This is a genomic window from Bacteroides sp. AM54-2NS, assembly GCF_003602935.1.
In the GTDB taxonomy this organism is placed as follows: domain Bacteria; phylum Bacteroidota; class Bacteroidia; order Bacteroidales; family Bacteroidaceae; genus Bacteroides; species Bacteroides xylanisolvens.
Genome location: NZ_QTMZ01000005.1, coordinates 97,104 through 110,993 on the forward strand (window position 1 = coordinate 97,104; position 13,890 = coordinate 110,993).

At 37.5% G+C, this 13,890-nt stretch carries 11 protein-coding genes; all 11 read right to left on the bottom strand.

Annotated elements, in window-relative coordinates:
- Positions 1 to 5: 5 nt before the first annotated feature.
- Genes DXA05_RS27075 through DXA05_RS04700 form a run of 11 tightly spaced genes read right to left on the bottom strand, consistent with a single transcriptional unit; the run spans position 6 to position 13,874 of the window.
- Positions 6 to 887, bottom strand: coding sequence for a hypothetical protein (locus tag DXA05_RS27075; RefSeq protein WP_284515419.1), 882 nt, complete (start codon positions 885 to 887; stop codon positions 6 to 8).
- Entirely contained in the window at positions 869 to 2,152 is a 1,284-nt protein-coding gene (locus DXA05_RS27080) for a M60 family metallopeptidase (RefSeq protein ID WP_284515420.1), read from the bottom strand. Before DXA05_RS27080 ends, DXA05_RS27075 begins: the two co-directional genes overlap by 19 nt.
- A 2-nt stretch (positions 2,153 to 2,154) precedes the next feature.
- Entirely contained in the window at positions 2,155 to 2,496 is a 342-nt protein-coding gene (locus DXA05_RS27085; protein WP_284515421.1) for a hypothetical protein, read from the bottom strand.
- Positions 2,497 to 2,515: 19 nt separating this feature from the next.
- Complete coding sequence (locus DXA05_RS04670; protein ID WP_128858860.1) at positions 2,516 to 4,471, bottom strand: LamG-like jellyroll fold domain-containing protein; 1,956 nt, start codon at positions 4,469 to 4,471, stop codon at positions 2,516 to 2,518.
- 22 nt (positions 4,472 to 4,493) lie between these two features.
- Positions 4,494 to 4,637, bottom strand: coding sequence for a hypothetical protein (locus DXA05_RS27090; protein ID WP_284515422.1), 144 nt, complete (start codon positions 4,635 to 4,637; stop codon positions 4,494 to 4,496).
- Positions 4,622 to 6,358, bottom strand: coding sequence for a DUF5008 domain-containing protein (locus tag DXA05_RS04675; RefSeq protein ID WP_284515423.1), 1,737 nt, complete (start codon positions 6,356 to 6,358; stop codon positions 4,622 to 4,624). The genes DXA05_RS27090 and DXA05_RS04675 overlap by 16 nt, the downstream gene beginning before the upstream one ends.
- Positions 6,348 to 7,145 (bottom strand): fasciclin domain-containing protein, encoded by a 798-nt coding sequence (locus DXA05_RS04680; protein WP_120143388.1) that lies wholly within the window; start codon positions 7,143 to 7,145, stop codon positions 6,348 to 6,350. Before DXA05_RS04680 ends, DXA05_RS04675 begins: the two co-directional genes overlap by 11 nt.
- Before the next feature lie 12 nt (positions 7,146 to 7,157).
- Positions 7,158 to 8,684: a RagB/SusD family nutrient uptake outer membrane protein gene (locus DXA05_RS04685; protein WP_120143499.1), complete on the bottom strand. Its 1,527-nt coding sequence runs from the start codon at positions 8,682 to 8,684 to the stop codon at positions 7,158 to 7,160.
- A gap of 23 nt (positions 8,685 to 8,707) precedes the next feature.
- Positions 8,708 to 11,929 carry a SusC/RagA family TonB-linked outer membrane protein gene (locus DXA05_RS04690; protein ID WP_128858861.1) on the bottom strand — a complete coding sequence of 1,074 codons (3,222 nt, stop codon included), beginning with the start codon at positions 11,927 to 11,929 and terminating at the stop codon, positions 8,708 to 8,710.
- A gap of 18 nt (positions 11,930 to 11,947) precedes the next feature.
- Positions 11,948 to 13,018 carry a DUF5007 domain-containing protein gene (locus DXA05_RS04695; RefSeq protein WP_120143391.1) on the bottom strand — a complete coding sequence of 357 codons (1,071 nt, stop codon included), beginning with the start codon at positions 13,016 to 13,018 and terminating at the stop codon, positions 11,948 to 11,950.
- Positions 13,008 to 13,874 (bottom strand): hypothetical protein, encoded by an 867-nt coding sequence (locus DXA05_RS04700; protein ID WP_128858862.1) that lies wholly within the window; start codon positions 13,872 to 13,874, stop codon positions 13,008 to 13,010. Before DXA05_RS04700 ends, DXA05_RS04695 begins: the two co-directional genes overlap by 11 nt.
- Positions 13,875 to 13,890 lie beyond the last annotated feature (16 nt).

Sequence of the window (13,890 nt, forward strand, 5' to 3'; positions counted from 1 at the left end):
TTTTATCAATCCTCCTTAAAATAAAACGTTCCAAACTCTGCAATCTTCTGTATACGGTTCAGGTATTTGTTAGCAAATTCCGGACGGTTAGGTTTCTCTTCAATCGGAAAATTTGCGGGACGATCTTTTGCCACGTGACTATCTGTATCCATAATAAGACGGATTCCTGTCACTCCGCTCTGTCTTGCAAATTCTACATAGAATGTATTGCGCCGATCCGGCCAAAACTGCTGCCCATTTACTTTCCCTCCTTTCGGATCATCTTTTGAATCATACACACGTCTCCACTGAATATCTTTAATATTGGTATACAACGTATCTATATCATCATAACTCAACAGGTCATTCGTTACCTCCACCATAATATGTTGAGGATGGAAATCATATTTCTGATAATCTTTCACATCACCATTATAAATAGATGCTTCGGAATCATAATCACCAAACGCCACATAAACTCCATCTATATCTATTCCCGCATTTCCTGGCTGAACCACTAGAGAATAAGGGTAATCAGGGGTCTTGGCTTCATAATACAATTTGTCTACTTTAAAAGCATATTTCTGCTCTCCGTCAAACCACTTTACATCAGTATAAGGATCGTGATAAGAGGACCAAAGTGTAGCAGGATCATTATCAAAAAGATTATAGGGTGAACAATACGCCTCATTGTATTTATCAGGATTATCTTCTAAATTAGTCAAATGCTTGTTACCAGAGAAATTATAACTGTAATTTTTTGCCTTCAAGTTATCTCCTTCACCCGAATAAGCAACTACAGCCCAGTCAGAACGTAAATGCAGGTATGGATATTTCCCTGATAATGTTTGAAATGCCTTTCCATCAAATACTGCAGTTTCATTTTTCTTTAATGGATTATAATCCATATACGTTTTTCCACATGCTTATACTTGGCAGCTTCTACACGCTGTGCATCTCCTACCATAATTCCCCAACGATCAAATAATTGAGAAAAGTCGCGTTCAAAATAAGTAGTTAAACAAGTCAACATAGCATCCTGAATATTCAATCTTCGAGAGGTTGGAAACAGTTCACTCTGTTTTTTAAGAAAGCGATTGAGATAACCGAAGTATTTCCAACCATCTTTATCTGTATCAACTTGCTTATAACTCAATATAGCAGAGAAAAAAGAGAATACAGCAGGCCAAGTCTGTGCACTTCCATAATCTGATTTCACAGACTCTCCCACATTTTTATTAAATATTTTACAACTGTCCGCATTTGCAAAAGCCGCTAAATTTGTAAAGGCTGATGACATTAACTGATAAGAAGTACTAGCCATAACATTGGTTCCTTGTTTCCTTCCTGAAAACAGTTTAGAAGTATTTGTCTCTCCCCACCAATTATTCTTATATAGAAAATAATAGTTAGGCATCAGTAGATACATATCTTTAAAACTTACCAAAGTACTTACAGGGAAAGAAGTTGGGGTATACATATCTGTCTGTATCCATCCCATAATATGACAAATATTCATTGCATTTTGCTTAATCTGTTCGGGATCAGTAATAGCATCAATTACTTCTTCAGAAGACAACAGTTCAACATTGGTCGTACTGTAATATGAGAAACGTTCAGTCAGTAAGTGCGCATCCAGCACTTCTCTAAATGGAAATCCTAATACAGGAAAGTCCGGATAGTTTTCCATATCTTCTCCATCAAGCCCGTAAAATTCGTTATAACAAAGCATCCAGTCATTCCACATGCGAAGAGCCTCTTCCATTTGAGTAACAAATGCTTTGCCTTTTTGCACTTTTTGCTTCATATATTTTACAGGGACTGAAAAAGCCATCTGCTCTCCCCGCAATTCTATCCATGGTACTGTTGTCTCATTTATTTTCTGTATCCACTCGTCCGCATCAGTTTCCCCCTGTATATAGTCAGGAGCTGCATACGCTCCTTTTACTTTCACAGCAATCGTTGGGGCATCAGGATTATTAGCTCCGGTACGCTTGATCCAAATATATCCACCATAAGGATTACGAATCTCATTTGTTCCCTGGAACAATGGCATAGCTGATGTTATTTTTGCGTCACGTTCTAAATACGCAGTTCCTACCAAAGAAGAAAGGTCACGTGTATGAACACCAATCTGCACAATCAATCCTTTCACATCATCATCCAATGTCAATGTTATTTTTTCACCCGCTCCCGCATATAACCCAGTACTATAAATAGCGGGAGCACTGCTTTCAAGTTCACTTTATCTGAAGCTATCGAATTACGGGACAAATCTATTTTTACAATAGCCTCTTCAAGCCGTCTTTCCTTCAGCGTATCAACTAGCCCGGGAAAAGCACGCGCACGATCATAATGACTAACATCAATGCCTCCTCCTTCGTAATAATCGCCTCCAGTCTCAGACACATAATCATCTGTATTGGAGATAATTCCCTCAAAGTCTTTATCTTCGCACGCTATCGCTCCCCACACAAGTCCTATGGTCAGAAGCACATAAACTATCTTATCTTTCATTTTCTGTAAAATTTAAGCATTAATTGTTTTCGTCTGAAAGTTGGGTATAAGTTAACTTCCAAGCTTTTCCTTCCATATTCCAATCCCATCGCACAGTCTTTCCGAGCCAAGACAATACTTGACGCGAAACGTCTACTGTATTAAATGTTTTACTATAGTATGTTATGTCTGATTCGGGAATAGGATGCATACCTGAAGATATTTCACTACCCGATGTCCAAGCATTAGCTACACCACGATCTATGATAAAATCATCAGAATCGTCGTTTTCTTTATTATCTTTAGCGTAATTCTTCATAATTGGTTCCAACTGATCTTCTTCCAAATCACAAGGCCAATACCCCACCAGATTATTCCAAAGTGGATATGCATCCGCTAATTTATGTAGCTGATTCTTTCCGGCATATAATTCCACCTCCTCTGCAGACAAAGCTTTATCATAAATCTGGAGATTTGACAGATACATATAATTTTTTGCTTGCTGTCCTTTAGTATTCCTTTGGGTGTTTTGAGAATCCCTGTTTTCAGTACCTCCGATGCGTAACGGTGCTTGTTTGGATGTTGCCAAACTAGGAGTTGCAGCATACCATTTCACCATGTTAGCATTTGTCTGGCTGCTAGAGTTATTAAGTTTTCCATCCAAATATATACTCAACAATGTATTCACCTTCTTTTTAGGATCAGGCTCCAATGTCAATGTAACGACGTGCCATTCTCTCCAATCAAGCTCAAGAACATCTTCATTCTGAGTCTGAAAAATTGCTCTTTTATCCCCGAATCCAAAACAAATACGTCTATTACTTTTATCCTGATTAAAATGAAAAAACCATCCATTAGCTTCCTTATTATCTTCATTCATATCAGTACTCTTAGACAAAATAATATATTTCTGGGACCCTAAAGTACTTGCTCTCAAAAAAAATTGAATCGTAATAGGAGATATTTCTTTCGTCGTTGGATCAAAGACGAATTCTCCCATCTCCAAATTCCCTAATCGAGCTGATTCTGCATACGTTGCAGGATTCGGATATCGGTTATCGTATGAATAAACAGGAGTATAAAAAGTATAAGCAAGTGCAGAATTACCCGGAGTAACTTGTACGGTGGATTCCAAATCAGGATTATACATCAACGTAAACGTATTTCTTGTTCTATCTTCGTAATGGGTAGCAGGAGATTCTATAGATGAATAACTCCCCCCATAATTAGAGGTAACTATAATCAGCCATCTTTCCCGAATATAGCCGGGACGCTCTTTCAATGCATTCCAAAATTCCCCAATATAACTATCCAACTTTCCAATAGCATTTGATACATCTTCTGTCGGATCTCCATTATCTTTATAAAAAGTTCCGTCAGCCGCATCAACTACCCCTTTGAATTGTGCAACAACCAAATCGGAGGTTTGTGGTAATTGTAGTTCTTCCAAAACATGTTCTCTTACAGCCTCATCTCCTCCTACCAATGCAGGAGCATTCATATCATCTGAACTAAAAGATGCGTGAAACTGATTGCTTGCTGCATACATACTGACAGAAGCACCAGCATCCACCAGTCTTGACAAAAAATTATCCACTGTTCCGGCTTGCTCCAATTGTGTCTCTGTCTTTATACCATGTGCAGTGCTACCTGTCATCAAATTAGCCCATCCACGTGCTCCTGTCATTTGTTCATCATTAAGCAATTTATTGGTTCCATCTGCCAATCCATAATCAGTATACATCGCGTGAGCAATCATCGTTTTCAGATTTGGAGTCTTATCCGCATTTCTGGCTGACTGTACCGAACGCCCGGCAGCACCATCCATCACTACGAGTAATACGTGTCCCGAATCATAATTGGAGCCTGATGCCGGATAATTATAGCGCAACGAATCTTCCATTGTACCGTCACAACTTACGGTAGACAGTAACAACATTCCCGCGATACTCCTACATACCACTTTTTTTATCGTTTTGTAGTTCATTGTTTTCATATTATTCCTCTTCATTTTAAGGTTACTCATTCATACCTCTATTTACTACATTCTTCACATCCACTTTCAACATCACAATATTATTCATCCGTTTACCATCAAAAGAAGTGAAGTCACCAGTCAACAATAATCCGTTAGCGTAATCTGACGTTAAGGAATATTGCACATCGTACAGCTCTCCATAGAATCTGCCGGGTACATTAAATTCCTGATGGCATTACCTTTCATATCTAAAATCAAGAATCCCTGACGAGTAATTCCTGCATATTTATTAAATGTTCCGGAAATAACAAGATGTGGTTTATGTATGTCTGAATAAGGTGTCAAATCAACTATTTTCGCAAAATTAGGTCTTCCGCCTTCCATTGCTTTTAGTTCGAATTCCATATCAAAAGTACCATCAACATTCAATACCGCTAATCCTGGAACTGATTTTCCATTAAAAGTAGTAAAAGCACCCACAATCACAATACGCTCTTGTGCAATTCCTTCTCCATCAACATAAGAGGTATAAGTTATTTTATTTATCTCTCCGTCAGCACCTGCACCTACATTCGCACTGAAAGTATCATCCATTATTCCATCCTTATCCAACTTTACAATATTATTAATAGCTTTACCATCAAATGCCGTCAAATCACCGACAATAATGATCGACTCATCATTTGTCATACATGCATCTTTTATTTCTCCATCGGCTCCCGGCAATGCTTCTTCTTCTGGATTAACGCTACTCCGACGATATTCCAAATCCAAAGTACCATATTCATCCATCCTCATCACGGATTTAATTTTTGTATATATCTCGGCCGGAATAATAGCCTTACCGTTCGCGCTACAGGTCGTATTTTCATAGTCCGTGTATACATGCCACCTAGAATTAGTAACAGCTATTATTTTTCCATCTGTTGTACTGAAAGCACGTATAATTCCATTTAACATGTCTGTACCTCCATTAAAAACCGGAATATTGATCTCTTTCATATTACCATCAGGATCTGGAAATTTTCTCTTCTCCGTCAGAACTGTCATATCGCTATTTACTAAAAGCACATTTCTAAAATTAAATCCATCCAACGTCACAGAGGACCATCTTTCATAATCATTAAACCAACCATATAACAATGCTTTTGGTGATTCTTTATCTGCTTTCCAAGAATCCATACCACTCAACTTAGCAGCATAAGAAGAAGTCGTATTTCCATCATTAACATATATACGCCTATATATTCCATATTTAAGCGCAAACTTATTAGCTGTACCAAAATTCACTAATCCTTTTTCATTATTGACCATCAAAAGTCCAGCATACCAGCTATTTTTACTTTGCTCAAAATCACCACACAGATAAAATTCTGTAGTTTGTTGTGTATTACCAGACCAAGGTACACAAGCAAAAATAGAGCCGTAACTAGGACCAGTCTTATAGTACTCAAATCCCTGATCAATAGATACGCTACCTGATACATTAAAATAAGGTCCGTAAAAGATCTGATTCTCCAATACTAAATAAGTGGTTCCCGAGCTTACATTTTCCGGTATAATGATAGTTAATGTAGAATCAGTAGCAGCCGCAATCTCACATTGTTCATCAGATATATAAAATTCAAAATCGAATTTATTTTCATCCTTATTAGAATATTTAGCCAATCCTGCAGTTCTGAAAGTCACCTTCGTACCAGGTCCGGCAGTCTCCGGTTCAGGAGTTTCCGACAACAGTTTCACAGTCAACGGTTCACGCCCGCCCGAATATGGATTTTCCTTGATAGAATCTTCTTCATCAGCATTGCACCCGGCTACAGCCAATGACAAAGCAATCATACACAACATCTCTATCGATTTATGCAACCATCCTCTGTAATTATCACAATATCTTTTATTCATCATTCTTTTCTTTTAATAAGTGTTCTTCGTCGTCTTCTTTTCCAACAATCATCCGGTTCTTGTCCGGATAATCAATCCCCGCTTCAAGCGCCTTCATATATAAAGTCGAACTACTAAATCCAAGATAATGATCAAGCCTGATGACGTGTACGATACCATTATGAGGTTCTATGTTACAAGATGATACATAAGCATATAGCGGATATCCAAAATCTTGATAGGCATACATAATCTGTCTATAACCTGCATATTTAATTCCATTTGCATCCCCATAACAGACTCCCATAGTCATCTTGTAACTTTTATCATAAGTAAGGTTGGTCTGTCCCGGATACGTACTTACTGCTGTAGTATCTATCTGTGCAATATCGTTCAACCGGTATTTACCCTCCATTACATACATACCGATAAGGTCCTCCCAAACTTCGGACTTTACTTGTGACAGGTCTGTGATCTGATCTTTCCCTTCATAATTGTACAAATAATAGTTTAGACGGTCTACACTTTTATTAATAGAAAAATCTGTAGGAGCAAAAAAAGTAACTTCTTCATTACGCAAGATATCGTTCCATTTCGTTAGTTTAATAACTTTCACCAAATCCTCAAATAAATCGGGACGAGACTCCAAATATTGCATCACATTCCCATCAAAATAAGGGTTACTAATTCCTCCATCTACCAGATAATCATCGTTATTACAACTACTCATCAAAAGAGTAGACAGTAATATACATATTCCATAAACTGCTTTCCTTATATTATTCATGACTTTCACATTATATTTATTCATTTATCATAGTCATTATTCCCAATAAATATTCTTTGACATATATGGATTATTATCCAATGCACCTTTATAGATGGGCCATGTCCATGAACCTTGTTTTAGATTTGCCATCGTTTCGCGATGACCACTATCATCAGAAAATACAGCAAAAGAAGCATCCGTTATTTTCATCGTCCGCACTAAATCGTAATAATACTGTCCCTCTCCCATCAGTTCGCGTACACGTTCCCAATAAATAGAGGCGTCCAAGTCATCTTCCATCGTAAAGTCAGGAGCTCCTGCCCGCTGTCTAATTCGATTAACTTCCTGTAGTGCTTTTTCCCTTTCTCCTAAATTGTTGAGTGCCTCAGCATAAAGTAAAATCACATCAGCAAGACGAAAAACAATATAATTACCAGCATTGGGGATAGTAGTGGATTTATATTCATCCGCATTCAACAATTTTATAATTTCTACCGGACGAATACTCGAGCTTCCTCCAGTTCCCTCTTCACGATATAAATTTTTGAACCAATATTCCTTTCTCATGTCATTTGTTTCCTCGGGATAAAGATGAGTCAAAAAGGCTTCACTATAAGCAAAATCCGCTTCTGTTTTATTCCGAACCTCATACACAACTTTCGTACACCACATGTTATTCGTATCAAAGACTTCACCCATTGTAATATTTTGCACAATCTCAAACAACCCTTCATTAGAGTTTCCTCTAAATACATTGGACATCTGTTCCATTGACTGCAAAGAATAGTACGTACCATCTATCCAAGAATCAACCTCTGCCAAACGCACCACTTCACTATAATAAGTTTGTGCATTACCTGTATCAAAGAAAGCTAACCACATATTTATATGCATCATTAATGCCAACACAGAACCACGATTGGCACGCCAACTCCCATTTCCATTCCGCCAACGTAAAATTTTTCCTTCCGGATCATTATCCAGCAATGATTGTAAGTCTGCCAAACAATTTGTAAGCACTACAGATTTATCAGTGCGAGGCAATGGATTGGCAAAATAAGCTTCGGTATAATAAGGCACATCACCAAACAAACGTACCATGAAGAAATAGGCTAAACTACGCAAAAAACAACATTCCGCACGATACCGCTCCACCTCTTCTCCTGATAATCCTTGAATGTTAGTAATTTCCTCCATCATGATATTGGCACCTTGCACAACCCTATACATCTTTTTCCAATTATAAATAGCACCACAATCTGCAGATTTACCTTCTTCTTTACTATCTTTCTTACTTTTATAATTTTTCATATCGTTCTGAATCAGATACAAATAATTATTAGTACTCTGTCCTGTAATAGGTGCACAACGTACATCTCCAGAGTAAAGAAAGAAACCGCATGATGTGGTAGCCGTACGCAAACTCTGATATATACTAAGCATAAAAGCCTCAGCATTAGCCGGTGATCCACTCCAGAATTTATCTCCCGGCATTTTTTCTTCATCATCCTTATCTAATTTGCAGCTGCTAAACGTGGAGGCAAAAATCAGGAGCAAACCCATTGATATATATTTCAACATAATCATTATTTTTACATTACTAATTATAAATTCAATACCACACCTACTGTCCATGTACGAGCATTAGGATATCCGCCTGAATTATCCCGTCCTAAACCAGTCACACTCTCAGGACTAATACCTGAATATTTGGAAAAAGTCCAAATATTGTTAACAGATGCTTTCAGTGTAACACCACTCACCCGAAAAAAACTCAACCACTCTTTTGGGAAACGATATGAAAGAGATACTGTATTCAATTTGAAATAAGATCCATCCTCTACAAAAAGAGTTTGTTCCTCTCTAAAAGGATCAATAATATCGTTATGGATATAATCGTACGGATTAGGGTATTTAGCATTATAACGATTGTTTTCCGTCCAAAAGTTATATCGTTCTATAGGAGCAAGAGCTGCATTTTTACGCAAATCGCTTATTTTTTTCTTTACAGGATTACTATATGATTCAAAAGTTCTTGCCAACACAGTATTGATAATATCACGCCCAAACACAAATGAAGTATTTACATGCATACTGAATTCTTTGTAACTCAAGTTAAAATAGAATCCCCCAGTTACTTTAGGACGTGCATTAGCAGCTACTACACGATCCTTCTCGTCAATAACATAATCACCATTGACATCTACCCAAATAGGATCGCCTGCTTTGAAATAAGCTTCTTCAGTATCATTTCCACCGATCTTGAGTCGTTTACCCGTCACTGGATTAACCGGTACATCCTCATCTGTAGCATATACCCCCTTATTAATATAAAGTAACATAGAAGTTGTGTTGGCTCCTAACCGATTAGCAACCCATGCATCATTATTTAAAATCTGACGAGCTTCATTTGGCAACTTAGTGATTACATCTCTATTGATTGCAAAATTTAACCCGCAAGTGAGGTTCCAATTACTACGCGTAGGGAGAGGTCTTCCAGTCAACGCAACTTCTAAACCATAGTTGACCAAACTGACTTCAGTACTTCGCATCTTGTCAAATCCTGAATGATCAGGCAAATAGATGTCACTCAATTGATTATCTACTTGCTTATAGTAGGCATCAAGAGTTGTACTCAAACGCCCATTGAATAATGAAAACCCATAACCCAAATTCCACGTAGTAGTTGTAATAGGATCTAATTGTGCATTAGGAAGCTTTGCAAAATCAATAGGGATATAAGATTGTCCATTATAAGTATTTTCAGCCTTGATGTCATATGTACCCCATACATCATAACGAGTGGCTTTGTATTTCACCACCTGTCCCCAAGTCAGACGAATATTCATATTATCCAGCCAACTTTCAAAAGGACGCATAAAATCTTCATAACCAATATTCCAACGAAGTCCAACTCCTGGATTTATATTCCACTTCGTTTTAGTGCCATACACAGAACTAAGCTCCGGACTAATAGAGGGTTCGATAATATACTTATCTCCACCAGCTCTAAAACTCTGTTTGGTCTTAAGATTAATACTTGGGTTAAAAATCAATGAGAATGTACTCTGATTTTCACTGACTGTAGCATTTCCACTTGATTTGCCATGACCAACAGGACCAATAATATAATCATTAGGTAATCCCGTAAAAGTAATCGAATTACCAGTAGCAGTCCTTGAATCATAACGAATACCAGCAGTAAGCCCTAAACGAATATATTTCAAATCAAAAGAACGAGTTGCATGAGTACTTACATAAATTTTAGAGGTATTACCACTATAATTATAGGCTATAGACTGATAACTATTATCGGCAAGAATAGCTGGTGTGAACTTTTCTTGTTCACTTGCATCATACGAATAATTAAAAATTCCTTTCCAGTCAATATTAAACGGAAGTTTATATCCCAAATTCACGGTTGCCGAATATCCGGATTTCACTGTTGAATTGGTGATGCCAAAAACTTGTAAAGCATCTACTGAAGCAGAATAAAGTGAAGGTGGAGGGAGCAATGAAGAAGCGTTTGCAGCACTAGCAACCCCTGATTGCGACACAGCATTTCCACTACCAGTACTATTGTCGGTAAAACTAACCTTCATGTCCACACCAATAGTAAACTTAGAATTAGGTGATCTATAGTTCATGTTTCCAGTCAGAGCATAACGATTGAAATCTGTATTCTTTACAATACCTTTTTCTGTATAATAATTACCATTGATCTTATAATTAAACAAATCACTTCCTCCCATGAAACTCAAGTTGTGTGAGTGATTATAAGTAACCCGATAAAATTGTTCCTGCCAGTCAGTGTTGTTATTAAAGTAAGGATTCAAACTATCAGACACAGACGGCATAAACATGATATCATAATAACCGTGGTATATTTTTGAAGTATCATTATTCAATATCTGCCATTTCAGAATATTTCGTTCCGCATTACCAATAGCCACTTCGCGTAAACTAGGTGGTGTAGAAACTGTAAAATTACCAGAATAGGTCACTTTAGGTTTGGATGAATTTCCTTTTTTAGTTGTTATCAAAATTACTCCATAAGCCCCTTTCGAACCATAAAGTGATGTAGCAGCTGCATCCTTCAATATTTGTATATTATCAATATCTTCCAGTGCAATAGTAGAAAGAGGACTCACGCCTGAACCACTAATCAAACCTTCAGAATTATAATCACTTACATCATCCTGTGGAATATCGTCAACCACGAATAGAGGAGCAGAAGATGCTAAATCCCATCCGGTTTCTTTATCGCCAACAACTGAAATATCCGAAATACCACGAATATTGAATGTCCCTTGTGCTCCTGGTAAACCGTTATTCAACTGAACTTCCATACCAGCAACACGTCCTTGTAACAAGCTCATCACATTGGAAACAGGTGTCTGTGCTAATTCGTCCGCCTTTATTACCGTATGGGCAGAGGTTGCATTAGCTTTGCTAACCTTACGATTACCTATAATAACGGTTTCTTCGATTTCATTGACATTTTCCTCCAAAAAGATACTAATGCCAGATGCTGCTTTCCGCACCTTATATATAGTAGGTTTATAGGATACATAACTGAACACTAGCTCAGAACCTACAGGAACCTTGATAGAGAATGCGCCCTCCAAATCGGATGCTGTACCGGCAATTCTTTTTTTAGTCTTGGCATCCTGACATATAATATTTACACCCGGAAATGTTTCTGCCTCCCCTATAGCCTTATCATATACCGTTCCGCTGATAGTGACCCTTTCCAACTGCTGCGCAACAGAATCCGCAACTACGGAAAACAGAAAAAATAAAAGTAAAGTATATCTATTTTTCATTTTTATTCGCATTTAAGATTAATTGTTGATCTTAGCGTCTCCCAGCATAGGCATTCCTTTGGAAAAATGAATAAACATATCCCAATGTGCCTCTTTATAAATGGCAAACTCAAAAACGAAATACCCTCTGCGACGAGTACCATATTTAGACATATAACTCGTTGTAAACCTAATTCGTGCCTTTTCTCCTTTATCATCCGTGTAATTGGTCTTTCCTGTAAACAACGGAAGCGGATAAGCCATATCATATACAACTTTGTTTTCATTTATGTCTTTCAGAAAACCTGCTTGAAACAAATTATCCCATGAAGTTTCATTAAAACGACGCGGGTCAATAACAGCCCATGATGAATCATAAAAAGAAATAGAAAGCGAAGTTCCTTCTCCTGCATCCTTATTTTCTCTAAAGTAGATATGAATATCCTCCGGTTTAATTATATAGGATATAGAAGAATTGTTCTTGTTTTCATAAGTCATCAGCGAGGTAGAAGGTGATACAAATTCAGCGATAGGTAAACCTGTTTCCGAATCATAAATAGATGGTTCGAAATCTACTTCCCTTTTTGGCATAAGCCGCATTCTTTTAATCGTTTTAAAACCACCCGAGTTAGCAATCTCCATATTAAAAACATATCCGGAATCGGGTTGGCAGCGCAGAATACCTGAATTTGCTTCTCCCCACATTACTATTTCTCCACTATGCTTAATTACATCGAATAATCGACGGTATTCTGTTCCCCGTTTAGCATTAATTTCCTCTATTGTTTTTTCCGTCCCCAAATAAGGCTTTTTCCATACCCGTACCGGGTAATACTCTTCCAGTTCAGGAGCTGGTGTCCCATCATTGTGCTTTATATCTGTAATAGCAAAAGTCAAAGGTAGTGTAGAGTTTCCTGTATTACAAATATCTGTATAATATACAGTATGCCCCATTACAGGATCAAAAGATGTTCGCGTAAAATTAACATCCCGATCAAAAGCATCTTTCTCTTCTGGCAAGTACTTGTCAAGACAACCTGCGTTTACTATCAATAATGAACACAACAAACCGTTCCATCCCAATTTATGTATCTTTCTTCTATTTTTCATGGCCTACATTTCTAAAATACTGAATAAATCGTCCAAATCCAAATTCGTGTTGCGGAAGCAAAACATGGATAACACCGTTCTTAGCATATATGTCAGTCCATAACATTTTAGCAGATTCCCATTTTTCTTTCTCTAGCGTATTACGCATATCATAAATAGTAAGATCTTTCAGGCCTCCACCAACAAATCCGCTAGCAGGCAACCGCCGATAAGCAAGATTCATCCGATAATTATGTAAGCCTTGAATAACCTTTCCCTCCACGTAAGAAAATCCGGAAAGTGTTTCCGTATCGTAAATACCCGGGGTCATATAACGGCACACCAGCGAATCCAACCCATCCTTATAGATATAACTATCTGTCCATTTTTTCTCCGGATTCTTTTCATCTGTTCTCTCTATATCCTTACGATAATTTAACAACTTGTTTAATGTTAGTTCTCCGGCAGCATATTTCTCCGACTCCGGAATTTCTTCTGAAAAATCATCGGAATCTATCATCAGCTCGTTCAGCCGACGATAACGATTCAATTCTTGTAAGGCATACCGGAAACAAGAATCGGGAATTGCCATGAAAGTATACTGTCCGGCCTCATCTTGCAAACATCGCTTTAACTCTGAAAATTTCAACTCTACCGGACAATCTGGTTCTTCATAATCTATTAAAAGCATCAACGAATCGTAAGTTACTCCCAAATTAAGATCATCATTCTGTAAATACTCATAGATAGTACCATCAAATCGAGTCAGGCCCTGCGGCTGTAACTCTGAAATATCAGCATCTACCACCGCAGTATCCATACATGAAGATAGTAGCATTATCCCCCATCCACATACAATAGTCAATAACCTGTTCATAGTATTTTGTATTTTC